Origin of the sequence: Arthrobacter sp. AL05 (assembly GCF_029960715.1) — a bacterium.
Lineage (GTDB): Bacteria > Actinomycetota > Actinomycetes > Actinomycetales > Micrococcaceae > Arthrobacter.
Genome location: NZ_JASBRC010000001.1, coordinates 178,010 through 203,101 on the forward strand (window position 1 = coordinate 178,010; position 25,092 = coordinate 203,101).

At 68.2% G+C, this 25,092-nt stretch carries 24 protein-coding genes and 1 pseudogene; 11 read left to right on the forward strand and 14 right to left on the reverse strand.

Annotated elements, in window-relative coordinates:
• Window positions 1-33: 33 nt before the first annotated feature.
• Window positions 34-818 (reverse strand): annotated as a pseudogene (locus QK287_RS00845) (TipAS antibiotic-recognition domain-containing protein).
• 81 nt (window positions 819-899) lie between these two features.
• On the opposite strand from QK287_RS00845, the gene QK287_RS00850 reads away from it, so the two are divergent.
• Window positions 900-1,382 carry a hypothetical protein gene (locus tag QK287_RS00850; RefSeq protein ID WP_282358667.1) on the forward strand — a complete coding sequence of 161 codons (483 nt, stop codon included), beginning with the start codon at window positions 900-902 and terminating at the stop codon, window positions 1,380-1,382.
• 39 nt (window positions 1,383-1,421) lie between these two features.
• On the opposite strand, the gene QK287_RS00855 is transcribed toward QK287_RS00850, so the two are convergent.
• Entirely contained in the window at window positions 1,422-2,315 is an 894-nt protein-coding gene (locus QK287_RS00855; RefSeq protein WP_282358669.1) for a rhodanese-related sulfurtransferase, read from the reverse strand.
• Window positions 2,316-2,529: 214 nt separating this feature from the next.
• Between QK287_RS00855 and QK287_RS00860 the strand changes: the two genes are divergently transcribed.
• Both QK287_RS00860 and QK287_RS00865 read left to right on the forward strand, forming a co-directional pair.
• Window positions 2,530-3,222, forward strand: a complete 693-nt coding sequence (locus tag QK287_RS00860) for a GNAT family N-acetyltransferase (RefSeq protein ID WP_282358671.1) — start codon at window positions 2,530-2,532, stop codon at window positions 3,220-3,222.
• Between the two features lie 57 nt (window positions 3,223-3,279).
• Window positions 3,280-5,667 (forward strand): DEAD/DEAH box helicase, encoded by a 2,388-nt coding sequence (locus tag QK287_RS00865; RefSeq protein WP_226775476.1) that lies wholly within the window; start codon window positions 3,280-3,282, stop codon window positions 5,665-5,667.
• Window positions 5,668-5,725: 58 nt separating this feature from the next.
• Here QK287_RS00865 and QK287_RS00870 read toward each other — a convergent pair whose 3' ends face one another.
• The 7 genes from QK287_RS00870 to ssd form a co-directional block, all read right to left on the reverse strand.
• Window positions 5,726-6,139, reverse strand: coding sequence for an Rv3654c family TadE-like protein (locus QK287_RS00870; RefSeq protein ID WP_348774683.1), 414 nt, complete (start codon window positions 6,137-6,139; stop codon window positions 5,726-5,728).
• Window positions 6,136-6,585: a TadE family type IV pilus minor pilin gene (locus QK287_RS00875; RefSeq protein ID WP_282359030.1), complete on the reverse strand. Its 450-nt coding sequence runs from the start codon at window positions 6,583-6,585 to the stop codon at window positions 6,136-6,138. The genes QK287_RS00870 and QK287_RS00875 overlap by 4 nt, the downstream gene beginning before the upstream one ends.
• A gap of 38 nt (window positions 6,586-6,623) precedes the next feature.
• Window positions 6,624-6,917 carry a DUF4244 domain-containing protein gene (locus QK287_RS00880; protein WP_226775475.1) on the reverse strand — a complete coding sequence of 98 codons (294 nt, stop codon included), beginning with the start codon at window positions 6,915-6,917 and terminating at the stop codon, window positions 6,624-6,626.
• 160 nt (window positions 6,918-7,077) lie between these two features.
• Complete coding sequence (locus QK287_RS00885) at window positions 7,078-7,632, reverse strand: type II secretion system F family protein (protein WP_226775512.1); 555 nt, start codon at window positions 7,630-7,632, stop codon at window positions 7,078-7,080.
• A 53-nt stretch (window positions 7,633-7,685) separates the two neighbouring features.
• Entirely contained in the window at window positions 7,686-8,333 is a 648-nt protein-coding gene (locus QK287_RS00890) for a hypothetical protein (RefSeq protein ID WP_226775474.1), read from the reverse strand.
• Window positions 8,334-8,509: 176 nt separating this feature from the next.
• Window positions 8,510-9,754: a TadA family conjugal transfer-associated ATPase gene (locus tag QK287_RS00895; RefSeq protein ID WP_282359033.1), complete on the reverse strand. Its 1,245-nt coding sequence runs from the start codon at window positions 9,752-9,754 to the stop codon at window positions 8,510-8,512.
• Between the two features lie 92 nt (window positions 9,755-9,846).
• The gene (gene ssd, locus QK287_RS00900) at window positions 9,847-10,965 is read right to left on the reverse strand and encodes a septum site-determining protein Ssd (RefSeq protein WP_282358675.1); all 1,119 of its coding nucleotides are present in this window, start codon (window positions 10,963-10,965) and stop codon (window positions 9,847-9,849) included.
• A 117-nt stretch (window positions 10,966-11,082) separates the two neighbouring features.
• Between ssd and QK287_RS00905 the strand changes: the two genes are divergently transcribed.
• Together QK287_RS00905 and QK287_RS00910 are read left to right on the forward strand one after the other, a co-directional pair.
• Window positions 11,083-12,804 (forward strand): bifunctional 3'-5' exonuclease/DNA polymerase, encoded by a 1,722-nt coding sequence (locus QK287_RS00905; protein WP_282359035.1) that lies wholly within the window; start codon window positions 11,083-11,085, stop codon window positions 12,802-12,804.
• A gap of 142 nt (window positions 12,805-12,946) precedes the next feature.
• Window positions 12,947-13,177 carry a YegP family protein gene (locus tag QK287_RS00910; RefSeq protein ID WP_253032009.1) on the forward strand — a complete coding sequence of 77 codons (231 nt, stop codon included), beginning with the start codon at window positions 12,947-12,949 and terminating at the stop codon, window positions 13,175-13,177.
• Here QK287_RS00910 and QK287_RS00915 read toward each other — a convergent pair.
• The 3 genes from QK287_RS00915 to QK287_RS00925 form a co-directional block, all read right to left on the reverse strand.
• Window positions 13,168-13,866 carry a CoA pyrophosphatase gene (locus QK287_RS00915; protein ID WP_282358680.1) on the reverse strand — a complete coding sequence of 233 codons (699 nt, stop codon included), beginning with the start codon at window positions 13,864-13,866 and terminating at the stop codon, window positions 13,168-13,170. The genes QK287_RS00910 and QK287_RS00915 overlap by 10 nt on opposite strands.
• Window positions 13,863-14,672 carry an endonuclease III gene (gene nth, locus QK287_RS00920; protein WP_282359036.1) on the reverse strand — a complete coding sequence of 270 codons (810 nt, stop codon included), beginning with the start codon at window positions 14,670-14,672 and terminating at the stop codon, window positions 13,863-13,865. Before nth ends, QK287_RS00915 begins: the two co-directional genes overlap by 4 nt.
• A 74-nt stretch (window positions 14,673-14,746) precedes the next feature.
• Window positions 14,747-16,090 carry a hypothetical protein gene (locus tag QK287_RS00925; protein ID WP_282358681.1) on the reverse strand — a complete coding sequence of 448 codons (1,344 nt, stop codon included), beginning with the start codon at window positions 16,088-16,090 and terminating at the stop codon, window positions 14,747-14,749.
• 410 nt (window positions 16,091-16,500) lie between these two features.
• Between QK287_RS00925 and acs the strand changes: the two genes are divergently transcribed.
• The 5 genes from acs to QK287_RS00950 all read left to right on the forward strand — a co-directional run bounded on the left by acs (window position 16,501) and on the right by QK287_RS00950 (window position 21,851).
• Complete coding sequence (gene acs, locus QK287_RS00930; RefSeq protein WP_226775508.1) at window positions 16,501-18,531, forward strand: acetate--CoA ligase; 2,031 nt, start codon at window positions 16,501-16,503, stop codon at window positions 18,529-18,531.
• A 43-nt stretch (window positions 18,532-18,574) separates the two neighbouring features.
• A complete protein-coding gene (locus tag QK287_RS00935; protein WP_282358683.1) occupies window positions 18,575-19,813 on the forward strand; it encodes an NAD(P)/FAD-dependent oxidoreductase in 1,239 nt (412 codons plus the stop codon).
• Window positions 19,810-20,232 carry an SRPBCC family protein gene (locus QK287_RS00940; protein WP_226775468.1) on the forward strand — a complete coding sequence of 141 codons (423 nt, stop codon included), beginning with the start codon at window positions 19,810-19,812 and terminating at the stop codon, window positions 20,230-20,232. Before QK287_RS00935 ends, QK287_RS00940 begins: the two co-directional genes overlap by 4 nt.
• Before the next feature lie 87 nt (window positions 20,233-20,319).
• Window positions 20,320-20,793 carry a type II 3-dehydroquinate dehydratase gene (gene aroQ / locus QK287_RS00945; protein WP_282358685.1) on the forward strand — a complete coding sequence of 158 codons (474 nt, stop codon included), beginning with the start codon at window positions 20,320-20,322 and terminating at the stop codon, window positions 20,791-20,793.
• A 2-nt stretch (window positions 20,794-20,795) separates the two neighbouring features.
• Entirely contained in the window at window positions 20,796-21,851 is a 1,056-nt protein-coding gene (locus tag QK287_RS00950) for a DUF2332 domain-containing protein (RefSeq protein WP_282358686.1), read from the forward strand.
• A gap of 4 nt (window positions 21,852-21,855) precedes the next feature.
• Here the strand turns inward: QK287_RS00950 and QK287_RS00955 are convergent, their stop codons facing one another.
• Entirely contained in the window at window positions 21,856-23,040 is a 1,185-nt protein-coding gene (locus QK287_RS00955; RefSeq protein WP_282358687.1) for a MarP family serine protease, read from the reverse strand.
• Between the two features lie 203 nt (window positions 23,041-23,243).
• On the opposite strand from QK287_RS00955, the gene QK287_RS00960 reads away from it, so the two are divergent.
• The gene (locus tag QK287_RS00960) at window positions 23,244-23,921 is read left to right on the forward strand and encodes a Crp/Fnr family transcriptional regulator (protein WP_011693220.1); all 678 of its coding nucleotides are present in this window, start codon (window positions 23,244-23,246) and stop codon (window positions 23,919-23,921) included.
• A 259-nt stretch (window positions 23,922-24,180) separates the two neighbouring features.
• On the opposite strand, the gene QK287_RS00965 is transcribed toward QK287_RS00960, so the two are convergent.
• Entirely contained in the window at window positions 24,181-25,092 is a 912-nt protein-coding gene (locus QK287_RS00965) for an NUDIX hydrolase (protein WP_282358705.1), read from the reverse strand.

Sequence of the window (25,092 nt, forward strand, 5' to 3'; positions counted from 1 at the left end):
GACAAGTTTAGTCCCGGCCCGGCGGTGTCTATCCTAGAAGTGTTTGCCGGCGTGGATGCGGAAGGCGTCACGGACAAAGGATGCCCCCGCTTCGCCGCCGTAATTCGCGGCGAAGCGGGGATCGGCAACGTACATCTCGGCCAGACCGGTGACGTAGCCTTTGACGCCGCCGCCGGCGGACGGTGCTGCGGGTGTTCCGGGTGCTGCGGGTGTTCCGGGTGTTCCGGGTGCTGCGGGTGTTCCGGGAATGCCGGCAAGCCATTCGACCTGCCGGCGGGCCAGCTCCTGCGCCTCGCTGCCGTCGGCCGGGATACCCGACTCCGCTGCCGCAATCCAGTCGTTGCCCAACTGCCGGGAATGCTGCTTCCAGGCGTCTTTCTCGGCCTGGCTCATCCCCCGCCACCAGGCGTCACTCGTCGCGTACGTCTCCGCGCCCCAGCGCTGCTCCACCTCATCCTGGAACTTGGTGTGGTCAAACCCGTCAAACATCGTCGCTGCCATAATCTCTCCTCCTGCTTTCAGCTCTGCAATCGTGCGCCGGACCGAGCTGATCTGGCGGGCCAGCCTCTGCTGTTCCTGCCGCAGCCAGTCCAGGTGCCGGTCGAGCGCCTTTTCGGCATCGGGCTCGTGGCCGGGGACCTCGGCGATGGCCGGAAGCCCAAGCCCGAGGCCCGCAGCAACAGGATCCGCCGCAGCCGGAGCAGGGAAGCCTGGTCGTAGAATCGGTAGCCGTTGTTACCCGTCCTGCTGGGTTTAAGCAGTCCGAGGTCGTCATAGTGACGCAGCGTCCGACTGGTGGTCCCGGCGATCCTGGCGATGTGCTGCGGCGGGCCAAGCGCTGGCGGCCACCGGGTCGATGCGGAATCCGGTGCCGGCGTCAACGGCGGTAAGTTTGAGGAATGTTCCTTCATATTCCTGGCCTCCGGCGTTCCCTGACCCGCGTGCGGCCCGCCCGATCCCTTCGGCGTGGTGCCCTCGGCGCCGCGGCAGGTGCCGCCGTCGTCCTGGCCGCGACAGCATGTTCCGCAGCGGGCTCCGTCGAATCAACCGACGTGACCGCCTGGAAGGCCACGGCCCTTCCCGCTGCTGGCGGAATTGTGCTCGACGACGCCGGGAAAATCCTCAAGCGGGATCCGATCGTCAAATCCGCCACCGGGATCGGCGCGGGAAACTACGTGCTGACCATAAGCTGCGACGGCGGCGGCAAGGCCTTCTTCGAAGTCTCCCTGGACGGCGCCAGGCTGACCGAGGCCGGGGCCGCCTGCAACGGCAGCCGCGAGACGTCACGGATCAAAGTCCCGGCCGCCGGAACGGTGCAGATCAGCACGTCCAGCGTCGACGCTCCGCTCCTTTACGCCTACCAGCTGACACCCGCGCCGTAGCGGCAGGACCCGGCGGGTCTGGTATGCGGAGCGCGGGAATTAGGCCGCGCAGCCGTCCGGACACCGGAGCGTTGCAGGGCTGGCAGCGCACTCCGCGCAATACAGCGTCAACGTGCGGCAGGCCGCGTTGGAGCAGTTCTCAAACTTGCTCGTCGGCGCCGCACAGCGGACGCATTCGCCGATGGTCTTGGCGTCGGCACTGAATTCAAGGTGCATACGCTTATCGAACACGTAAAGGGACCCCTCCCAGAGGCCTTCGTCCTTGAACGTTTCGCCGTATCGGACAATCCCGCCGTCGAGCTGGTAGACCTCTGTGAAACCACGGTTCACCATCAGGCTGGAGAGGACTTCGCAGCGGATGCCGCCGGTGCAGTACGTGACCACGGGCTTGTCCTTAAGCCCGTCATACTTGCCCGAATCGAGTTCTTTGATGAAGTCGTGGGTAGTGGCCACATCCGGGACGACGGCGTTCTTGAATTTGCCGATCTGGGCCTCGAAACCGTTGCGGCCATCAAAAAAGACGACCTCCTCGCCGGCCTCCCGCCTCGATTCCACAAGCTCGTGCAGTTCCGCGGGTTTGAGGTGCGTGCCGCCGCCGACCACACCGCTGGCATCTACCCTGAGCTCCCCGGGCGCGCCGAAGGAGACAATCTCGTCGCGGACTTTGACGCTGAGCCGGGGGAAATCCGCGGCGCCGCCCTCGGACCATTTCACGTCGACGCCATGGAACCCCGGGTATTCGCGCGTGGTTTTAACGTATTGTTTGACCGCGCCGATCTCACCGCCGACGGTTGCGTTGATGCCGTCCTTGGAAAGGATGATGCGGCCCGTGAGCCCAAGTTTCTCGCAGAGGGCACGCTGCCAGAGCCGGACAGCCTCCGGGTCCGGGAGCGGGGTGAAGCCGTAAAAAAGCACAATTCTGTTCAGAGCCACATTTTAAGGGTACCGGCTGGGTCAGGCCCGGTGATCCGTCAGCCGTGCCAGCCGCTCCGCCGCAAGCTGGCCGCCCGTACCCGCCGTCCGGACACCGGTGCGTACCCGCCCCTTTCGTCCGACCGGTAACCCTGCCGGTCACAATTGGGTCAGCTGGACCGCTTCCCGGACCGGAACCCTGTTGCTTGCGGCAGGGCTGCAATACGCTCATCACATGAGTCTTGAGCGCATGGTTGAGGACACCACCCATCTGCTGGAAACCTGGGTGACAGGCTGGGCTGGCTGCCGGGGTTACGAGACACGCAGAGAGGGCAGGTTTCCTGCAGCCTTCAGGGATGACACCACCACCGAGTGGGATTATTTCGCCCATGATCCCTCGGATCCGGAGTTTGCGCAGCTGGCCGCCGCCACGCTGGAAGTGCCCGCACGGATCCTGACCATCTTGAGCAATAACCCGGCGAGGTATACCAGTCTCGCGAAAGAACACGGCCTCAACGTCACATCAGCCTCGCAGAGCATGATGATCGTGGACATGGAGACCCAGGACGCCGAGGACCCATGGCTACCGGATGATGACCTTCGCTGGGTACCGTCCCGGGCTGACGGCGTCCACCATACTGTCGTCTATGCCGGTGATGAAGTGGCCGCGAGCGGGCGTCTGTTCGTTGTGGACCACACCGCAATCTTCGACAAGATCGTCACCAACCCTCGGTACCAGCGCCGGGGTCTTGGCAGCTTCATCATGCGGGCCCTGGCCGCCCAGGCTTTCGAACACGACGTGCAAACCGGATTGTTGCTCGCATCGCTGGACGGGCAGCAGTTGTACTCGCACCTCGGCTGGACGCCGGTCTGCCAGGTCCTGATGCTGTCCGCCTCGGACGAAGGCGCCGACTTGTCGGTCGGCTGAAGCGCAGCTGAAGCGCCCGCGCCAAGCCGATTTGAGGCCGGGTGAAAGAATGGCTGAGTGAACCCGCATGAGTCCCTGATTCCGTTGCTGGGCCGCGGCCCGGACCCGGAACAGCTCCGCCATGTGCGTACCATCGCCGCCCGCGAGGCCGTGCATGCCCCGTGGCCCGATTGGGCCCACACCGACGTGGTAAACGCCTATGGCTCGCTCGGCATTCACGAGCCCTACCGGCACCAGATCCAGGCCGCCGACCTCGCCCATGCCGGCGAACACGTGGTGATCGCGACCGGCACTGCCTCCGGCAAATCGCTGGCCTACCAGTTGCCGGCACTAGATGCCATCCACCGGTCGGAACTGCGGGTCCTCGCCGACCCGGGCAAGATCCACGACGACGGCGCGGTCACACTGTATCTTTCCCCCACCAAGGCTCTGGCTGCCGACCAGTTGGCTGCCATCCGGGCGCTGAAGATTCCCACCGTCCGGGCAGAGACGTACGACGGCGACACCGACCCTGCCTCCCGACGCTGGATCCGCGACCACGCGAACTTCATCCTGGCCAACCCGGACATGCTGCACTTCGGGATCCTCCCCAACCACGCCTGGTGGGCACGGTTCTTCCGCCGGCTGCGCTACGTGATTGTGGACGAGGCCCACAGCTACCGCGGCGTCTTTGGATCCCACGTGGCCAATCTGATGCGCCGGCTGCGCCGTATCTGCGCCTACTACAGCCCCGACGGACCCGGGCCGGTGTTTATCGCCGCCTCCGCAACGGCGTCCGAGCCCGGGACTTCCTTCGGCCGGCTCATCGGCGCTCCGGTCCGTGCCGTGTCCGAGGATTCGTCACCCCATGGTGCCACCACCGTCGCGTTCTGGGAGCCCGCACTGACCGAAGTCCGCGGCGAGAACGGCGCCAAGGAGCGACGCACTGCCGTGGCGGAAACCGCTGACCTGCTGGCCAATCTGGTGTCTTCGCGGGTGCGGACCATTGCGTTCATTAAATCCCGGCGCGGGGCCGAAACGATTGCCAGCATTACCAAGCGTCTGCTGGACGAGGTCGATCCCAGCCTGCCGCCCCGGGTCGCCGCGTACCGCTCGGGGTACCTGCCGGAGGAGCGCCGGGCGCTGGAAAAATCACTGCGGTCCGGCGAGCTGCTGGGCGTCTCCAGCACCTCGGCACTGGAACTCGGCATCGACATCTCCGGGCTCGATGCCGTGCTAGTTGCCGGCTGGCCGGGAACCCGCGCCTCCTTGTTCCAGCAGATCGGCCGGGCCGGCCGGGCCGGCCAGGACGCCATCGCCGCCTTCGTCGCGAGCGATGACCCGCTGGACACTTACCTGGTCAACCATCCCGAAGCGATCTTCGACGCCTCGGTCGAGGCCACCGTCTTTGATCCCTCCAATCCCTATGTTTTGGGCCCGCACCTGTGCGCCGCCGCCGCCGAACTGCCGCTGGGGTACGCCGAGCTGGGCCTGTTCGGTGCCACAGCCGAGAAGTTGCTGGACCAGCTGGTGGACCGGGGTTATCTGCGCCGCCGTCCCGCGGGGTGGTTCTGGACCCATCCGCAAAGCGCGGCCGGCATGGTGAACCTGAGGGCTGACGGCGGCGGCCCGGTAAGCATCGTGGATGCGGACACCGGGTCCCTGCTGGGGACCATGGATTCGCCGCAGACGCACTACCAGGCCCATACCGGCGCCATCTACGTCCACCAGGGCGAGAGCTACGTCGTGGAAGACCTGAACGAGGACGACCACTGCGTGATGGTCCGGCGGGCGAACCCGGACTATTACACCACCGCCCGGGACGTGACCCAGATCGAGGTGCTCGAAACACAGCGCACCACCGAGTGGGGCGATGTGGCAGTGCATTTCGGGGATGTGAAAGTGACAACACAGGTGGTCTCCTTCCAGCGCAAGGCGCTGATTTCCAATGAAATCCTTGGTGAGGAGCCACTGCAGCTCGGTGCCCGGGACCTGTTCACCAAGGCAGTCTGGTTCGTCATGGACAACCGCTCCCTGACCGGCGCGGGGCTGATAGAGGCCCAGTTCCCGGGCGCCCTGCACGCTGCAGAACACGCCGCCATTGGGCTGCTGCCCCTGGTTGCCTCCAGCGACCGCTGGGACATCGGCGGGGTGTCTACGGCCATCCACGCAGACACCGGGGTGCCGACCATCTTTGTATACGACGGCCACCCCGGCGGTGCGGGCTTCGCGGAACGCGGATACGACAAGGCCCGGACCTGGCTCGCCGCCACCCGCGACGCGATCAAGGCCTGCGAATGCGAATCCGGCTGCCCGTCGTGTGTTCAGTCGCCCAAGTGCGGCAACAAGAACAATCCCCTCGACAAGGACGCCGCCGTCACCTTGATCGACGTGCTGCTCGAGGATGCGACGGATCGGATGCAGGCAGGACAGCCGGACCACTCCCCGACGCCGCTGCAGGCGTAGTCCGGCCACTGTGGCCCCGGCTCACGGGGCTGGCCCCGGCTCACGGGCTGGTCCCGGCTCACGGGGGTGGCCCCGCCCGGGCGAGTCCGGTGGCCACTCCCAGCGGCAGACGAACCTCGAGTTCGGTGCGGACCTGGACCGTGTTCCCGCCGCCTTGCACGCAGCTAAGGACCCGGGCCCCATTGCGGTGTGCGACTTCCGCGGCGACGGCACAGGGTTCGCCCGGAGAAATGCCCCGGGCAGTATCCGCGGCGGCGAGGGCCGCAAGATCGGCGGCAGTAGCCGCCCTGGATCCCATCGTTGCGGACTGTGCGAGCAACAGGAGCGAGATGGCGGCGAGAATGACCAGCAGTCCCAGTCCTAGTGCCAGCACTGTGCCTGCACCACGCTCGTTGTGCCCGGCCCCCGCCGGGTCCCGCACGGCCGGCGGGTGACCGCCCGGCGGCATCCCCCGGCTGTCCGCGCGGTTCATACTGCCACACTCTCCAGCGGAAGAATCCACCGCCGTGGCTCCTGGGCTGCAGCTCCCGGCGCGGACGTTTCACCCCGGGTCCAGGCGCGGGCCGTGAGGGTCCACGGCAGCAGCGCGCCAACGGCGCCCGGAACCTTGCCGGAGACCGTGACGCTGAGCCATTCGCCGTCGGACGCCACCGCTGACGCAGCTGAGGCGCCCGCGAGCCGGCGGACGATCACGTCGACGCTGGCGGCGTCCTCACCCCGGGCCAGCGCCCGGGCACCGGCCCGGGCCGCTTCCTCCAGCCGCAGTTGGGTCACACCCGCCGCTGAACCGGCCAGCAGGAGGGCCAGCAGGAGCACTACGGCGGGTAGCGCCACCGCGAATTCCGCAGTCACCGCACCGCGGCACGTGACGCCATCCGCCGCCGTCCAGCGTGTGTGTCCGGCCGGAGGTGCGGGCATCACAGCCCGAGTCATCCGCGCCGCCGGCCACGGGCGGCTCATGGCAGGGCGAGCGCCGTGCGGATGAGGTTCAACAGAAAACCCCGCACCTCGTCACTGCGCATAATAAACACGAGAATGCCGGCAAACCCCACGGCGGCGAGCGTAGCAATCGCATATTCTGCCGTTGCCATCCCCGCCTCGGAGCCGAACAGCTTCCGCAGCCTCCGCGCCCGGCGCGGGGCAGCAATACTGGCGCCCGGATAGATCTCGTGGATCTCGGCGCCCTCCGATTCACGCTTGATTTGCTGCGCTTTGCGGGTGCCGGCGGACGCAGTGTGTTCAAGTAACATGAGCTTTCCTTTCCTTGGCTCCGGCGGGACCGCCGGTTGTTCTTCGACTCTTCCGGGCCGGACGCGGAGGCGGAAGGGGCTCATCCCGCCAAGTGGAAAACCTCAACCGGGTGCGGGCAGTGGAGGAAGGCTAAAGCATGCCCCGAGGTCCGGCGCCGGGTCAGCCTGGGAGCATCGACAGCAGCACCGGGATGACGCCAAGGCAGATGAAGGCCGGCAGCGAACACAGCCCGAGCGGCACAACAAGCTTCACCCCGAGTGCGGCGGCCCGTTTTTCTGCGGCTCGGAACTGTTCGCGCCGCATGCGTGCGGCCTGGGCATAGAGGATGGCGGAGGACGGGGCGCCGGTGAGCGCGGCGAATCCCAGCGCATCACGCACGGCCAGAAGTCCCGGTGACAGGAGCTCCGAACTGCGCCAGGCCGTATCCCAATCGGCGCCGATCGCGAGCGCGGCGACGACCGGGCGCAGTGGATCACGAATTTCCGGCGTTGCCAATCCGGCCAGCAGCGCCAGTGCGCGGCCGAGACCGGCGCCCGCTTCGAGCATCGCGCCGATCAGTTCCAGCATCATGGCCACGTCGTCGAGTCCCTGCCCGGCTGATTCCGCGGGTTTTTCGGTGCCGTCTTGGGGGCGGCCCGGGTTCCGGGCATCGGACGCGTGCTTCATCTGGCGCTGGAGTCTCCGCCTGGGCAGGCTTCGGTTGGCATGGACCATAACGGCAGCAGCGGCCAGAAATGCCACCACTGCAAGACTGGGCGCGCCGACTGTCACGGCCGCAGCCGTTCAGCCGCACGGACCAGCCGCGCCGACCAGATCCGTCCGGCCGCGGTGAGGGTCAGCCCGGTCGCGAGGACCGCCGCGCCCAACGGGGTTCCCAGCAGCACCCCGACGGGATCCGCTCCCAGCAGCGAGCCTAAGCAAAGGCCGAGAAACGGAAGCCACGTCAGCAACCGCACCGTCGCGCGCGGCCCGGCCAACGCCGTCTGGCGGGCGGCACCGGCGTCGTTTTCAGCTTCAAGCTGGGCGGCGAAACGCGTTAGCACGTCAGCCAGCGGGGAGCCTGTGGCTTCGGCCGCGTCAAGGCACGCTGCCAGCTGAAACCAGACGCGTCGTTCGCGTACGCTCTGGCCGTTACGTCCTCGCCACGTCCTCCCGTCGCCGGTACCCGCGGAGGTGGCCGCAACGGCTGAGCGGATTGCTGCCCCGACTGGAGCTCCCCGCATCGCCGCGGCGCGGGCTGCGGCCAGCATCCGCACGGATCCTGGCGCCAGCCCGGACGGCCGGACCGGCGTTCTGGCACCGGCCGAGGATACGTCGGCTTCGCCCACCAGCAGAAGCCAGAGCTCTTCCCACAACCGCGAGGGAGGACGTCCACCCTTCAACAACGCCGCCAGTTGCTGGACGAGCAGAGTCATCGGCGTTGTCGGCTCGTACCGGCGCCGCCAGCGGGGTCCTGCGCTGGGGGCCGCTTCGGAGCCAGCGCGAGCAACCTGTGACCCGGCCAACGCGGCACGAATACGTCGACGCGGCGCTCGACGCGCCGAAACCGCCAGGTACACCGCGGCGGCCAGCACGCCAGCCAAGACGGCTGTCACTCCGGCCCCCTGCCCGTGCCGGTGCCCAGTACGCTTTCGGCCGTCCCGACAGATCCCGCCGAATTCAGCCCTGCCAAGCTGCCGGTGTCAAAGCCGCCGGTTTCGATTGCGTCGGCATCCAATCCGAGGCGCAACAACAGCCGCGGCCAGCCCGGCCCAGGCCTGGGCCGTCCGGCGAAAATCTCCAGCGCGGAGCCGACCACCAAGCCGGCCGGGCCGTCTTCCATCACCGCGATGCAAGACACGCTGCGCCCGTTGCCCAGCCGTTCCAGATGGATGACGGCATCGATGGCGCTGGCTGCCTGCAGACGCACTGCCTCCTGGGACATCCCGGCGAGCGCCCCCAACGCTGTCAACCTCGCGGGAACGCCGGCCGCGGTGTTCGCGTGAATTGTTCCTCCGCCGCCGGTGTGGCCGGTGTTCATCGCAGCCAGCAATTCACGCACCTCGGCTCCCCGGCACTCCCCCACCACCAAGCGGTCCGGTCGCATCCGCAGTGACTGCCGAACGAGCTCGCCCAAATCCACGCCGCCGCCGCCTTCAAGGTTGCCGTGGCGTGCCTCCAGCGACACGACGTGCGGGTGGAGCGGGTTGAGCTCTGCGGCGTCCTCAATCAGGACCAGCCGCTCGCCCGGGGGACACAGGCCCAGGAGGGTGGCTAGGAGCGTTGTCTTCCCGGAGCCCGTGGCGCCGCTGATCAGGAAGCTCAGGCGGCGTTTCACCATACATTCGAGCACGGTCTGCACCAATGACCCGAACATCCCGTTCTGCCGCAGTTCAGCCATCGAGAAGACCTGCTCGCGCCTGATCCTGATGCTCAGCAGTGTCCCCGTCGTGGAAATCGGCGGCAGGACGGCATGAACCCTGAAGCCGCCGTCGAGCCTGACGTCCACGCACGGTGATCCCTCGTCCAGACGGCGCCCGCCCACCGATACCAGCCGCGCCGCGAGGGCCCTGACCTGTCCCTCGCTGGAGAACGCGACCGGCGCCCTTTCGAGTCCGCCGCCTCGGTCCAGCCAAACGGAGCCCGGACCGTTGACGAAGATATCTGTCACGGCCGGGTCCCGGACCAGCACCTGCAGGGGCCCGAGTCCATTGAGTTCCGCGCTGATCCCCTCGACCGCCGCCAGCGCACCTGCGGTCCCCAACAGTCGCCCGCTCGCCTGCACGGCGGCCGCCACGCGCGACGGCGTCACCGGCCCGGCGTCGGACATTACCGTTTCACGCACGGACTCCAACAGCCGGGCATCAACAAAGGCACGGGCCGCGGGCCGGGAGTTCGCGGCGCCAAAGCCGACCGTTACGTCCGGCGGTCCGGCCGCCGAGTGCGCACTCACCCGGCCCCTCCAGTGGCGAAGTCCAGGACCGCGCCGGCAAACCTTCGAACGTTTCGCTGCCGCCCGATGTCCAGCAGCCGCCCGAGCTCCGTGGCGGCCGTGGCTTTTCTGACGTCCGGCATGATCCCGGCCAAGGGCAACGCGACGGACTCTGCAATCAGTTCCGCGTCCAGGCAGGCCCCGGGTTTTCCCCGCACCACCAGCGACGTCTCGACTGCGGGAAGCTCCTGCAGCAGCCGGGCCGTCGCCACGGCCGCCCGCAGCAGCGCCGGCAGGACCACAATCAGCCGGTCGCAGTCCCAGGCGAACGTCCGCAGCGTCTCGGCACCCCGGCCGACGTCGACCACAACGAGCTCGAAGCCGCGCCGGGCCCCGTCCAGCACGCCCGCCGCCACGGCCTGGTCCACCCCGCTGTGGCCTTCCCTGTTCCCAGGCCAGGAAAGGAAGTGGAATCCGCCCGCCTGGGGCAGTGAATCGGCGAGCTGTCCGGGATCGATCGTGCCGCTGGCATCGGCCAGATCCGGCCAGCGCAGGCCCGGTGTTTCCTCGGCGGAGAGCGCCAGCTCCAGGCCGCCACCCCAGGGGTCGCCGTCCACGAGCAGGACACGGATACCCTGCCGGGCCGCAGCATGCGCCAGCCACACCGCTGCCGTGCTGGCGCCGCCGCCGCCACAGCCCCCGACGATCCCGAGGACGAGCCCGCCCGGGTCCGGGGTGCGGGACCGGCTCAGGTACTCGGCGAGCCAGGCCGCCGCATCGGGCAGCACGGCGACCCGTTCGACGCCGAGCGCGGCGGCGAGCTGCCACAGGCTGTCGCCATCCTCGCTGAGGCCAACCAGCACCGCCGGGGACCGTCCGCGCGGCGGCAACTCCCGGACGTCGCTGCCGAACAGCACCACCGCAGCCGTGTCCCAAAAGGGTGCCGCCGCCCTGATGTCCGGCACCGTCCGCAACTGGCCGCCGGAGGCCGCCACAACGCGCTCCACCTCACCGCGCAGCATCTCGGACCCGGTGACCAGCACGGTCTCCGACGACTCGCGGGGCAGCCACCGCCCGGGCCCCGCCGCGCCGGCCTCGGTCCCGCGGCCGGAACGTGATCGCTGGTGCCTGCTCATGCGGCTACTCTTCCGGTCCCCCGGAGCCGCAGTAACCCGCCCCGGCTGCTATGTGGACAACCGGGCTCTGCGGCTCAGTGAACACGGGACTGCGCCCGGCAGGGCAGAATTATGACTATGTACCTGCTGCTTGCCGCCCACGCTGACGGCGCAGCCCTCCAGGAACTCACCGCGGACGGCGCCCCGCACCCGGACAAACCCGAACCGCGGGTCGTCGGCGCCGCCGGCTTGGCCGGCGTCGTGGGTGAACTGGAACAGCGGCGGCCACGCTGGATCTGGCACCGCACACAGGACTGGTACCCCGTTCTGCTGGCGGCCGGCGTCGAACTGGAACGTTGCTACGACCTCGCGTTGTGCGGTGCGATCCTGGCGCATTCGGAGTTCACCGCCCACACCGGGTATGCGCAGAACGCCGAAAAGTTGACCCAGGACGATGAGCTGGAGCTGCCGCGGGCGCTCCAGCCGCCGCCCCCGCCAGCCGACCAAGGTGCCTTGTTCGATGACCCCGGCGTGCGTCATAAGCCGCGCCATAGCCTCGAGGAGCTCCGCGCCGAATACGCTGCCCAGCAGCACGCGCTCGCCCAAGTAGGCGGGACCGGCGTCGAACGCCCCGCCGACCACCGCAAGCAGCGCCTCCAGCTGTTGCTCGCCGCCGAGTCCGCCGGCGCCTTGATCGCGGCGGAAATGCAGCACACCGGAGTGCCGTGGCGTGCGGAACTGCACGAGCAGATCCTGGCGGACTATCTCGGCCCCCGGCCCCCGCTGGGCCACCGCCCGGCCAAGCTGGAGTCGCTCGCCGTAGAGTTGCGGCTGCTGCTGAATTCCCCGTCGCTCAATCCGGATTCCCCGCAGGAACTTATGCGGGCACTGCACCGGAACGGCATCGAGGTAAAGACCACCAGGCAGTGGGAACTGCAGGAATTGACGCACCCGGCGATCGAGCCGCTGCTGGCGTTCAAGAAACTCTCCCGCCTGCACGCCGCCAACGGCTGGACTTGGCTGGATGCCTGGGTCAAGAACGGCCGGTTCCAGCCGGAGTACGTCGTAGGCGGGGTGGTCTCCGGCCGATGGGCTTCGCGCGGCGGCGGCGCGCTGCAGATTCCGCGCCAGATCCGGGGAGCCGTCCATGCCGATCCCGGGTGCAAACTGATCGTCGCCGATGCCTCCCAGCTTGAACCCAGGGTGCTCGTGGCGCTGGCACAGGATGCCAGGATGGCCGAGGCCGCGCGCGACAAGGACCTGTACGCCGGCATCGCTGCGCAGGGTTTTGGCGGCGACCGCGCCAAGGCCAAAGTGGCGTTGCTTGGCGCAATCTACGGGGCCACAACCGGTGAGTCCGGGCGCCTGATGCCGCAGCTGACCCGCACCTATCCGCGGGCCGTCGGCTTTGTGGAGCAGGCCGCCCGCGAAGGTGAAGCCGGCAGGACTGTCACCTCCCGTCTGGGCCGCAGCAGCCCGCCACCCTCTGAGCGCTGGCGGCAAAGCCAGCATTCGACCAGCGCCGAGGAGCAGCGCCGGGCCGAATCGATCGCCCGCTCACGCGGAAGGTTCACCCGCAATTTTGTCGTGCAGGGCTCCGCGGCGGACTGGGCTGCCTGCTGGCTGGCAGAACTGCGACGCCGGCTCCGCGCCATGCGCGCGGACGGTGGCCCCGCCGGGGAGCTGGTCTTCTTTTTGCACGACGAGGTGATGGTCCACTGCCCCGATGCCGCGGTAGCCGACTGCATCCGCGCTATCGAAGAGGCTGCGAACACCGCCAAGGAACTGCTCTTCGGCCGGATACCCGTCGAATTCCCGGTGAGCGTCGCGGTTGTGGACTCGTACGACAACGCCAAATAGTCCGCCCGGGTCACCCTGCGTAAAGTACCCGCCGGTAGCGTTGTGGGGCACTCGGGGACGCGGCTACCCTCGGAGGAGGCCGGTAACCGATCGGACAATCCGCCGGCCGTGCGATGGAGCATATTTTTGGGGAGGCGCCACCTTGGCTGGAATTTTTGAGATCGCCGAGGCGAGCGGGAAGAAGTATTTCTTCAAGCTGACGGCCCCGGACGGAACGGTGGTCGCTGTGTCACCGCTGTTCAACACCGTCAAGAGCGCCGCCGCGGGCATCACCGCTGTGCGGGAGAACGCCGCGACCGGGCTGATCGTCGACAGGTCCCGGGCCAGCAGGCGCGGCCCGGCGACCGAAGCGGAAGAACTGCCTCAGCCGTAAAGCCTGCTCCACGCATCGACGCTGAGCAGGCTGTCGCTGTCCCAGGGGACCGCCCACCCCAGCTGATCGAAGAGCTGGTTGAGGATCATTCCGGTGAAGCCCCAAACCACAACATCGTTGACTGTGAAGGCAGGACTCTGGAAGGTTTGCCCGGCCCGGGACACGGTGGCCATCACGCGGTTGTCCGGATCCAGCAGGTCCCTGACCGGAACCCGGAATACCTGGGCGGACTCGCCGTAGTCCACCACCCGAACTGGCGACTGGGAAGCCCACCAGCCCAAGACCGGCGTCACCAGGAAATTACCGCGGGGAAGGGCAAGTTCGGGCATCACGCCGAGGACTTCGACGCCGGCCGGATCCAGTCCTGTTTCTTCCTCGGCTTCCCGCAGTGCGGCCGCGGTGACGGACTCGCCGGGGTCAATACCGCCGCCGGGGAAAGCGACCTGCCCCGGATGGTCATCCAGGGTCTGGGCACGCTGCAGCAGGAGCACATCCAGATCCGCCGGGGCCAGGAGTTTGACCGAGGTGGCCGGGACTTCGTCCAGCGAGCCAAAAAGCATCAGCACGGCCGCGCGGCGTACCCGATCGCCGGGGCCGACAACGAGTTCCTGCCAGCGCGGATCGGGCGGCAGCGCCGTCCCTGCCGCCACAGCGGCCACCAGATCAATCAGGTCCTGGCGGGCGGTCACAGCGGTTTCCTCTGGGATTCCATCCGGATTTCAGCGGCGCGGTGCGTCTCGGCCAGGAGCTTGGCGAGCAGCTCCTCCTGGCCAGGGGCCAGCTCGTACTTCAGCAGCTTCCGGGCTTTCTCGGGGTCGGTTTCCCCCATGCCATAGCTGGGACACCAGTTCGCGGCAGCACAGGCGCCGCACGCCGGTTTTCGGGAATGGCACACCCGCCGGCCGTGGAACACGACCCGGTGCGAGAGCATCGTCCAGTCGCGGGGCTCGAACAATTCCGCAACATCGGACTCGATCCGTACCGGGTCATCGGACTCGGTCCAGCCGAAACGCCTGGCGAGACGGCCAAAGTGCGTGTCCACGGTGATCCCCGGGATACCAAAGGCGTTACCCAGCACCACGTTCGCGGTCTTCCGCCCGACGCCGGGGAGCGTCACCAGGTCCGCGAGCCGGCCGGGCACCACACCGTCGTACTCATCCACGAGCCGGGTGGCCAGCGCCATCAGGTTCCGGGACTTCGCACGGAAGAACCCGGTGGGTTTGACGATGGCCTCCAGCTCGGCCGGGTCCGCCTCTGCCAGGCTCCGCGCGTCCGGGTAACGGGCGAACAACAGGGGCGTGATCTGGTTGACCGTGACATCCGTGGTCTGAGCGGACAGCACCGTGGCCACGACCAGTTCAAACGGATTGCGGAAGTCGAGTTCGGCGTGGGCGTAGGGGTACTGTTCGGCCAGCGCCTTGTTGATCCGCCGGGCGCGGCGCTTCAACGCCAGCAGCGATTCCCCCGCCGCGCGCGGGCGTGCGCTGGTGGAGATCTTGGCGTGGGCACCGTTGCCCGGCACGACGCCGCCGGCGTAACGGTTGCTGGGCTCAGTGGCCACGGGGCTGGCTAACCGCGTTCGATGTTGCTCAGGTCGCGGAGCAGACCGACCCGGCCGTCGGTGTGCTGGACCAGGAATTCGTCGCCCCGGTCCTCCAGGGCGAGGACCCAGCCGCCTGGTTCAATCACAAAAGCGGCTGCGCCGCTGTGCTCGTCCACTGCAGTACGCGGCTGGGCAACGGCAAACCAGAATGCTTCATGGACAGGCTGGTCTCCGTAGGCCTCGGGGCGGCTGTCCGGGTCGACTGTGGCTCCGATTGGCTCCGCCTGGCGCACCTGCGGGTTCACTGTGGTGGGCATGCTGGCGCTGGATGCTGCGGGGACCTCCGCGGGACGGGTTTCCTCAGCCGCGGCCGGCGCGCTGGCCGGCGCGCTGGTCTGCGCGCTGGTCTGCGCGCTGGTCTGTGCGCTGGTCTGCGCGTCCGCGGCTTGCGCTTCCGGGGCCTGGGCCCCGGCGGCGGAAGTTGCGGCCCGGGGCACAGCGCCGGCGGCTTGGGTCTGCGCCGTGGCCGACGGTGCCGCCGCCACGACAGCAGCGACCTGGGTTGCCGGGGAACCGGCATGCGGGGCGTTCATCGCAGACTGCACGGGTGCCTCCTGAGCCGGGGCCGGCGCCGCGGCCGGCTCAGGGGCGGCAGACTGCCCGCCGGAGGTCATCCGCTTCGCCCAGCCGGCAACAGCGCCGGCGCCGCTGGCTTTTGGCGTCGTCTCATCCGTGGCTTGCCCGGGGGCCATGGGCTCCTTGGGTGCCCGGGGCTTGCGGAAGGGGACCGCTGACTCGCGGGCCACTACGTGGGCAGGCACTTCTGCCCGGCCCAGGAAATCTCCGGCCAAGACCGGAAGCAGCCGGCCCAGCACTGTGGCCACGAAAAGCCCGAGGGCGCCCACGAGTGCCAGCAGCATGGTGGGGACGTAGTCGCCAGCGACGGCGAGGAAGAAGAACGCGACAGCAAAAGATGCCACCACGGAACCGAACTGGTCGACCGAAAGGGAGCCGATCCGGATCTTCGACTCCGGGCTGAGCCGGCGCGCCGCGAACAGGGCGGCAACAGTCACCGGCAGCAGGATTCCGAGCCCCAGGAAAAACAGGCTGCCAAGGTTCCACAGGTTGTAGCGGTCCGCAAACATGGGGATCAGGGAGGCAACAAAGAGAACCAGTGTCGAGCCGAAAACAGTGAGATCACGGACTGTGAACGGTCCGAGGACCGCCGTGTTTTTCTTGCCCGCCACTTTCCCGTTTGCCTTGTCCACGGTGAATCGGGGTGCTTCGCCGTAGCCGCCGGAGCGGTCACCGCCACCGTGGCCCTGGCCTTGGGCGGGCGGCTTTTGCTGGCTGTTTGTTTGCTCGTTCATTCGGTTCTCCTTAGCGTGGCGGCGCCCTGGACAGCGCCGCCTAACGGCAGGCCGAGCACGGACCGCAAGCGGTCCCGTCGCCTCCATCGGATGTCACAACTTCATCTCAGCCTAGTCAAGTGTCCGGCCGATCACTAGCTGACGAGCCGCGGACGGGGCTTCGGAACCGGGCTCGGAAGCCCCGTCCCAACGGTCGCCTTCCCCGCCATTCGGCGCTTAACAAACACCGCTCACGGTTCAGCGTGTGACGCGGCACACGTCCGGAGCGGCGCAGGCGTTAGGGTGTATTTCGGAACAGCTCTCTGCGGCACGTCCGTGACCAGCCGCCACCCGACGTCGTGTATGCGGCCCGGCAGTGCGGCGGAACGGCGGAGCCGCGCAGCAAGGATCGATGAATGATGAGGTTCACCATGTCCCAGCAGACCCCCGGCTCCACGACGACGCAAGTACCGCAAGGCGATGCCTTCGAAAACCTGTCCCAGGAGAACCGTAAGTTCGCCCCCTCCGCCGAATTTGCCGCGCATGCCGTGGTGACCGCCGCTGACTACGCCGAGGCCGACGCCGACCGGCCCGCGTTCTGGGCGAAGCAGGCCCGCGAGCTGCTGACCTGGTCCAAGGACTTCACCCAGGCCCTGGACTGGAGCACACCGCCGTTCGCCAAGTGGTTCGTCGGCGGCGAGATCAACGCGGCCTATAACGCGCTGGACCGTCACGTTGAAAACGGCCACGGCGACCGGGTAGCGATCTACTTCGAAGGCGAACCCGGCGATACCCGCACCTACACGTACGCCCAGCTCACCGAGGAGGTCAAGAAGGCCGCCAACGCCTTCGAATCCCTCGGCGTCGCCAAGGGTGACCGCGTCGCGGTGTACCTGCCGATGATTCCCGAGGCCGTCATTACGCTGTTGGCCTGTGCCCGGATCGGTGCCATCCACTCGGTGGTGTTCGGCGGCTTCTCCGCTGAGGCGCTCCGGTCCAGGATTGACGACGCCGAAGCCAAACTGGTCGTCACTGCGGACGGCACCTACCGCCGCGGCAAGCCCAGCGCCCTCAAACCCGCCGTCGACGAAGCCCTCTCCCACGAAGGATCCGGCGACGGCCACACGGTGCAAAACGTCATAGTCGTAAAGCGCAATGGCCAGGACGTCGATTGGCATGAGGGCCGGGACCACTGGTGGGACGACACGGTCGGGACAGCCTCCGCCGAGCACACCGCCGTCGGGCACGATTCCGAGCACCCGCTGTTTATCCTTTACACCTCTGGCACCACCGGCAAGCCCAAGGGCATCCTGCACACCACCGGCGGCTACCTCGCCCAGGGCGCCTACACCCACAAAGCCGTCTTCGACCTCAAACCCGACACCGACGTGTACTGGTGCACCGCCGACGTCGGCTGGATCACCGGGCACTCCTACGTCGCCTACGCCCCGCTCATTAACGGCGCCACCCAGGTCATCTACGAAGGCACCCCGGACTCCCCGCACCAGGGCCGCTGGTGGGAGATCGTGGAGAAGTACAAGGTCTCCATCCTTTACACCGCCCCCACCGCCATCCGGACCTTCATGAAGTGGGGCAAGGAGATCCCGGCCAAGTCGGACCTGTCCTCGATCCGCGTCCTGGGCTCCGTCGGTGAACCCATCAACCCCGAAGCGTGGATGTGGTACCGCGAGGTCATCGGTGCCAACGCCGGCAAGAACGGTGAGCGCAAGGAAAACCCGGCGCCGATCGTGGACACCTGGTGGCAGACCGAAACCGGCGCGCAGATGATCGCACCGCTGCCGGGGGTGACAGCGACCAAGCCCGGCTCCGCCCAGGTCCCGCTGCCCGGCATCGCCGTGGACGTCGTGGACGAGGCCGGCGAGTCCGTGCCCAACGGCTCCGGCGGCTACCTCGTGATCCGCGAGCCGTGGCCGGCCATGCTGCGCGGCATCTGGGGCGACCCGGAGCGCTTCAAGGAAACGTACTGGTCGCGTTTTGAGACGATGTACTTCGCCGGCGACGGGGCCAAGAAAGACGAGGACGGCGACATCTGGCTGCTGGGCCGGGTCGATGACGTGATGAACATTTCCGGCCACCGCCTCTCCACCGCCGAGATCGAATCGGCGCTGGTCAGCCACCCTGCGGTGGCGGAGGCCGCCGTCGTGGGTGCAGCGGACGAGACCACCGGCCAATCGGTCGTCGCTTTCGTGATCCTGCGCGGGGACGCCGTGGACACCGGGGACGCGATAGTGCAGGAACTCCGGAACCACGTCAGCAAGGAGATCGGGCCGATTGCCAAACCCAAGACCATCCTGGTGGTGCCGGAGCTGCCCAAGACCCGATCCGGGAAGATCATGCGCCGCCTGCTCAAGGACGTCGCGGAAGGCCGCGAAGTCGGCGACGCCACCACCCTGGCTGACAACACCGTGATGGCCCAGATCGCGCAGTCACTAAGAAAGTGAGCAAGGCTCCGGCGGGGGCTGCGCGGTGCCGGAACGTGCAGCGATGACGGATTCGTGTGATGTGTTGGTGGTGGGCGCCGGCCTCGCCGGGTTGCAGTGCGCCCGAGAATTGGAGGCGGCCGGGCGCGGGGTACTGGTCTGGGAAGCCGCCGATGACGTCGGCGGCAGAATCCGGACGGACCGGATCGACGGGTTCCTCGTTGACCGTGGCTTTCAGGTACTGAATCCCGCCTACCCGGCGGTCCGGCGCTGGGTCGATGTCGAGGCGCTGGGCCTTCAGGCCTTCGGTGCCGGCATCCGCGTCCGCCGGCAGGACTCATTGACGGTCCTGGCCCACCCGGTGCGCGAGCCCCGCCTGCTCCTCCAGACCCTGCGCAGCGGCCTCCTTGGCCCCCGCTCCGTCGCGGGACTGCTGCGGTGGGCGGCGCCGGCATTTTCCGGTCCCCGGCGGCGGGGCAAGGATGTTGCGCTGCGGGAAGCCCTGGACCGGGCCGGATGCTCCGGCGGCCTGCGCACGGTGGTGGACAAATTCCTTGCCGGCGTGCTGCTGGAGGACGAGGGCAGCACCTCCAACGACTTTGCCCTGGAACTGTTGCGGGTCTTTGCTGCCGGGGTGCCGGGACTGCCGCGGGACGGTATGCAAGCGCTCCCGCGGCAGTTGGCAGCCGCCCTGAGCGTCCCGGTACGGACCTCGACCCGGGTGGAGTCGATCACGCCGGACGGGAAAGGAACCCTGGTCACCGCCGCGGATTCGGCCATCCGGGCCCGCCACGTTGTTCTTGCCACCGATCCTGTGGACGCCGCCAGGTTGGCGGGGAGCCCTGCGCCAACCATGAAAGGTGTGCTCACGCACTGGTTTGCCGCCGACTCGGCACCCAGCGACGTGAACATGCTATGCGTTGACGGCCGCGGCAACCCCGGCGGCCCGCTGGTCAACGCGGCCGTCATTTCAAACTCGGCGCCGAGCTACGCACCCGCCGGTCGGCATCTGATCCAGACATCAGCACTGTTCGGCCCGGGCCGCCCGGTTCCGGCTGACGACGACGTCCGCCGCCATGCCGGCGAGATTTTCGGCTCCGCCACGGCCGGCTGGGAGCTCGTGGCAAGGCACGAGGTCCCCCGCGCCCTGCCGCTGCAACCACCGCCGCTGCGGTCCCCGGGGCCGGTGGAAGACCTGGCCGGGCCGATCATCTGCGGTGACTACCGGGACGCGGCATCCATCAACGGCGCGCTCGTCAGCGGCCGCCGCGCCGCGTTATCGGTCCTCGGACGGCCTAGGTGACGTTGGCCGTATCGCGCCGGGTCGCAGCGTCACCGGACGTGGTGTGGTCGCTGCTCACGGACATCAGGCAGTGGCCGGAGTGGGGACCGTCAGTCAGAGCCGTCGAGCCTGCCCCGGCCGGGTCAGCTTCCACGGCACTTGGGCTCGGCAGCCGCGGAAAGGTTCGAACCGTCCTGGGTCCGGCGCTGCCGTACACCGTGACAGCTTTTGAGGCCGGACGGTCCTGGTCGTGGTCCGTTGCGGGGATTCCGGCCACCGGGCACCGGGTCATCCCGCAGGACGGCGGCTCCCTCATCACTTTCACCGTCCCCTGGTGGGCAGCTGCCTACCTCCCGGTCTGCGCCCTGGCCCTGCGGCGGATAGAGCGGCTCGCCGCAACCCCACTGACCCGGGGCGCCGCCGACCCGCAACCCCACTGACCCGGGGCGCCGCCGGACTGTCCGCGTTTGGGTACTTCGCGGGCAACATCAGCGTTCTGCACGGTACAACGCGATAGATTGGCAGGCATGAGCGAAGCCACCACCGACGGCGCCGGCCGCGGCACCATCCTGGTCCTTAACGGGCCCAACCTGAACCTGCTCGGCACCCGCGAGCCCGAGAAATACGGCACGGCAACCCTGGCCGACGTCGAGCAGCTCGCCAAGGACGCCGGCGCGGCGCACGGCCTGGACGTCGAGTGCTTCCAGTCCAACCATGAGGGTGCACTCGTGGATGCCATCCACGCCGCCCGCGGCAAGGCAGTCGGCATTGTCATCAACGCCGGCGCCTACACCCACACCTCCGTGGCGATCCGGGACGCCATCTCCGCCGTGCAGCTGCCCGCCGTCGAGGTCCACATCACGAACGTCCACGCACGCGAGGAATTCCGGCACCTCTCGTACCTCTCGGGCATCAGCGCAGCCGTGATCGCCGGCGCCGGGATATTGGGCTACCGGTTCGCCGTCGAGTACCTCGCCGGGCTGCGGGCCGGCCGGAACTGAGCATGGCCGCCGTCGGCACCGCCGGCCGGGAACCGGATCCTGCGGAGTCCCCCACCGGGGAGTGGTACCGGCACTTCGGCACCGTGGACGCGCCCGGCAATTCCGAGTGCTACGCCGAATGGTCTGTGGGCATCGCTGCGGACCCGGAGCTGATTCGGCGGATCGATCAGTGGCCGTACAACAAGCGCCAGCCGCTGCTGATGCTGGCCGCGGCCCGGTTCCTCGGCGCCCGGATCAGCCCCTACCCGGAATTCCGGGCATTCCTGGACGCCCGCTGGGGTGACGTTTCGCGGACAGTGCTCAGCCGCGCAACCCAAACCAATGAGGCCGGGCGTTGCGCCACTTTGCTCCCTTCCCTGGCGCAGGCCGCCGCGTCCGGCAACGGGCGCCCGCTCGCGCTGATCGAAGTCGGCGCCTCAGCCGGGCTCGCACTTTATCCGGACCGCTACGGTTACGCGTTCGACGCCGGCGCCAGCGTCGTGCGGCTGTCCCCGGCGGGCGCCACGCCCGGTAGCTACCCCGTTCTGGGATGCACCGTCACCGGGCCGGCGCCGCTTCCGGCGGACCTGCCGCAAGTCGTGTGGCGGGCGGGGATCGACCTTAATCCCCTGGACGTCAGGAATCCCGGGGACGTCGCGTGGCTGGAGGCGCTGATCTGGCCCGAGCAGGACTTCCGCCGTGAGCGCCTGCGCCGGGCGATCGCCATCGCGCGCTCCGCCCCGCCCCTCCTGGTCTCCGGGGACCTCAACGACCAGCTCCTCGCCCTCGCGGCGCGGGCGCCGTCGGACGCCACACTTGTGGTCTTCCACAGCGCGGTGATGGCCTACCTTGATGCGGAATCCCGCGACCGGTTCCGGGCCACCATGTCCCGGCTCACCGCCGAACGCGGCTGCCACTGGCTCTCCAACGAGGGCCACACCGTCATCGTCCAGGCGGATGGTTCCAGCGTGGTCCCGGAGATGGACGAGGCCCGGCTCCGCGGCCGGTTCCTGCTGCTGCACAATGGTGCACCGGTGGCGATCACCGGACCGCACGGCCAAAGCCTCGACTGGCTCTAGCGCACTATTTCTGGATGCACTGGCCCGGCGAGACGGCACTGCCGAGACCTGGAGCTTGGGCGGCAACCGGTCCCAGATCGGACATTGTGATGGCGTAACCGAGCGAGGTATCCCCCGTGGCCTTGGCAAAAATCACCCCGGCGACCCGGCCGTCGGTGGTCAGCAGCGGGCCTCCCGAGTTGCCCGGCTGGACATCCCCGGCGAGCCGGTAGACGTCTTCCGGTACGGGGTTGTTGCCGTAGATGTCCGGGACCAGCACCGTCGTAATGTCCTGTACGGTGGCGGGTTTGGACTGGAACGGACCGCCGTGGGGGTACCCGGCAAACGCGGCCGGGCTGCCGGCGGGCAGTTCAGCGCCGAGGGGCAGCACGGCCGACCGCAGTCCGTCCACGGCCACCACGGCGAGGTCGTGCCGGCTGTCGAAGTACACCACACGGCCGGGCAACGCTCCGCCGCCGGGGATCTCAACGACCGGTTCCGGTACGCCGGCCACCACATGGGCATTCGTCACCACCCGGCCGGGCGAGACCACAAAGCCCGTTCCGGTCTGGTTTTGTCCGCACTGGTAGGCAGTCCCCGTGATCTTCAGCACGGAGGCCGCCGCGTTGTTCAGGGCCGGAGTATCGGTGCTGGCATCCGGGACAGCTACCGGCTGGCCTTGGCCTATTCCCTCGAAAAGAGTCGGAATGCCCTCGCCGATCACAGCGGAGCGGAGCTGGGCCATCGAAGTCTTTACCGGCACGGGGGTCACGCCGTCGATGAAGCGGATCACCTTGGACTCGGCCAGCGGCTGGGAAACAAAGGGAACACCGAGCGCACCGATGCTGAAGGCCAGCATCGACATCACAAGGGCGGCGACCACCACATTAACGCCGCCGCCGGCCAACCGGTCGACGGAGCGCAGCGGGCTGATCCGCACGATGCTGCGGATCCGGCGGCCGATTGCGGTGCCCAGCCCGTGGCCCAGGACCATCAGCAGCACCGCGGTGGCGATGATCGCCGTGAGGCGCCAGCCGCTGTCCGCCACCAGACCGCTGACGATCGGGACAGACACAAACGCCGCCACGGCGCCCGCAGCAAATCCGGCGATGCCGCCGACAGTGACGAGGAAACCGCTGCGCAGGCCGTGGAACAGGTAGGACAGCAGCGTCAGGATCAATACGAGGTCCAAGATGGTCAAGCCGAACACCGACGCTCCTTACAGGCAGGTAAGCCCCAATTCTACCGGTGGGGGCTGACAGTTTACCGACCACCTGTCGGACCTTTGGCGGGCTCCGGGTTTCCTCCGGCCGGATATTTGGCGCGTCTCAGTGCCAACTACGTCACAGACGCGCCAAAATTCTGAAAGAATAGCGGAAGCGCCCCAGCCGACACACCTAGTCAGGAGATTTTATGGATATCGAGGTATTGCGCCGCGCCCCCCTTTTCGCCACGCTCGACGACGAGGCGTTCCGTCTGCTGACGGACGAACTCACCGAGGTGGACCTCTCACGCGGAGCTTCGGTATTCCGGGAAGGCGACCAGGGCGACCAGCTCTACTTCATCGTCTCCGGCAAGGTTAAGCTCGGACGCACGTCCCCGGACGGCCGGGAGTCACTGCTCGCGATCCTCGGCCCGGGCGAGCTCTTCGGCGAAATGGCACTGTTCGATCCGAGCCCGCGTACCGCCACAGCCACGGCCGTCTCGGAAACGCGGCTGGCAGGGCTGAAAAACGAGAGCCTCAACGCCCTCCTTCGCACCCGCCCGGAGGTTTCGGCCCAGCTGCTGCAGGCCCTGGCCCGACGCCTTCGCCGCACTAACGATTCCCTCTCCGACCTGGTCTTCTCTGACGTTCCGGGCCGCGTCGCCAAGGCGTTGCTGGACCTCGCTGACCGCTTTGGCCGCCCCGCGACCGACGGCGTCCTGGTGGCCCACGAACTCACCCAGGAAGAGCTCGCGCAGCTGGTCGGCGCGTCCCGCGAAACGGTCAACAAGGCCCTCGCGGAATTCGTCCAGCGCGGCTGGCTGCGGCTGGAAGCCCGCGCCGTTGTGATCCTCGACATGCAGCGCCTCCGCCAGCGTTCCCGTTAGGCCTGTTTGGCAACACACCGAAGGCCGGCCCGTAACAACGGAGCCGGCCTTCGGCGGTTAAGGGGGCACGGCCATCTGCGCGGCGGGAGATGCCCATTCCCGGCCGCACCCGCGGGACATGCCCATCCCTGGCGGCCAAGACTGCGCACAACACCACCATGCCCAACGGTCCGAGCTGGCGCAGGACATGTCCAGTGGCCCGGCCGCGTGTCCGCTGAGCATGTCCAGTGGCAGCACCGGGTTGATGTGGGGCGGTGCGTCAGCGTTCGCGCTGGGGTTCGCCGACGACGGTTTTGGCCGCCTCGACCTCGAGCATTAGCCGGCCGTCTTCATCGATCAGTTTCGGCTGGTAGACGTGGGCCTTGCGTTTGTAGCTCAGGTACGCGATGCAGCCGTTCGCGGCAGCCATCTTCTCCAGCATGATCTCCGAGCCGGGCACCAGAAGCTGGCCGAGCGTCCGCCCCGCTGTGTTCTCCTGCCCAACCTCATCGCCGAGTGCCGGGGTGTTCCGTCCGTCAACGACCTTCCGGACGCAGACCCACCGGCCCCAGACACCCTTGCTCGCCAGCAACGACGGCTGCTGGTTCACCGGCACAGTGGCCGCAAAGTAGCGGGTGTTGAACCGGCGGTGGGCGAAGTCCGGACTCAGCCAGTTCACCAGCGGCCTCAACAGGTCCGTCCGCACGGAGAGCCCCCGTTTGGCGAGCACCTCGGTGAAGGATTTCTCCTGCTCCGCCACCGCCACGCGCGCCCGCATCCATTCTGCCGTGGACGTCGCCTCCACCGTGCTGGAGAGGTCGGTCCCGGCCAGCAGGATGCCGGTTTCCTCGAACAGTTCGCGGATGGCGCCCACCACGTGGCGGCGCGCCAGTCCGACGTCGGCTGTCCCCATAAAGTCTGCCCAATACTGCGGTGAGGGGCCAAGCCATCCGACGGCGTCGTGGTCGGAAGCCTCCAACGAACCGCCCGGGAAAGCGAGGACACCCAACGGCGACGAGCCGGGACGGTAACCCAGCCAGGTCTCCAGCCCGGTGGGCGAATCACGCAGCAGCACCACCGAGGACGCAAAGCGCGGCGCACGGGGGGTCCGCTCGCCGTGTTCAATCCAGCTGCGGGCGGCCCCCTCAAGATCGGGGGGAAGGGCAAAGAGGCGTCGGGCTAACTGAGGCAA

Bases quoted from the DNA above. Each gene is read 5' to 3' on its own strand.
- QK287_RS00925 (WP_282358681.1), bottom strand. From the start codon at position 16,090: ATGAACGAGCAAACAAACAGCCAGCAAAAGCCGCCCGCCCAAGGCCAG.
- QK287_RS00885 (WP_226775512.1), bottom strand. From the start codon at position 7,632: ATGGTCCATGCCAACCGAAGCCTGCCCAGGCGGAGACTCCAGCGCCAG.
- QK287_RS00905 (WP_282359035.1), top strand. From the start codon at position 11,083: ATGTACCTGCTGCTTGCCGCCCACGCTGACGGCGCAGCCCTCCAGGAA.
- ssd (WP_282358675.1), bottom strand. From the start codon at position 10,965: ATGAGCAGGCACCAGCGATCACGTTCCGGCCGCGGGACCGAGGCCGGC.
- QK287_RS00860 (WP_282358671.1), top strand. From the start codon at position 2,530: ATGAGTCTTGAGCGCATGGTTGAGGACACCACCCATCTGCTGGAAACC.
- acs (WP_226775508.1), top strand. From the start codon at position 16,501: ATGTCCCAGCAGACCCCCGGCTCCACGACGACGCAAGTACCGCAAGGC.
- QK287_RS00850 (WP_282358667.1), top strand. From the start codon at position 900: ATGTTCCTTCATATTCCTGGCCTCCGGCGTTCCCTGACCCGCGTGCGG.
- QK287_RS00960 (WP_011693220.1), top strand. From the start codon at position 23,244: ATGGATATCGAGGTATTGCGCCGCGCCCCCCTTTTCGCCACGCTCGAC.
- QK287_RS00880 (WP_226775475.1), bottom strand. From the start codon at position 6,917: ATGTTACTTGAACACACTGCGTCCGCCGGCACCCGCAAAGCGCAGCAA.
- QK287_RS00870 (WP_348774683.1), bottom strand. From the start codon at position 6,139: ATGAACCGCGCGGACAGCCGGGGGATGCCGCCGGGCGGTCACCCGCCG.
- QK287_RS00950 (WP_282358686.1), top strand. From the start codon at position 20,796: ATGGCCGCCGTCGGCACCGCCGGCCGGGAACCGGATCCTGCGGAGTCC.
- QK287_RS00875 (WP_282359030.1), bottom strand. From the start codon at position 6,585: ATGCCCGCACCTCCGGCCGGACACACACGCTGGACGGCGGCGGATGGC.
- aroQ (WP_282358685.1), top strand. From the start codon at position 20,320: ATGAGCGAAGCCACCACCGACGGCGCCGGCCGCGGCACCATCCTGGTC.
- QK287_RS00890 (WP_226775474.1), bottom strand. From the start codon at position 8,333: ATGACTCTGCTCGTCCAGCAACTGGCGGCGTTGTTGAAGGGTGGACGT.
- QK287_RS00935 (WP_282358683.1), top strand. From the start codon at position 18,575: ATGACGGATTCGTGTGATGTGTTGGTGGTGGGCGCCGGCCTCGCCGGG.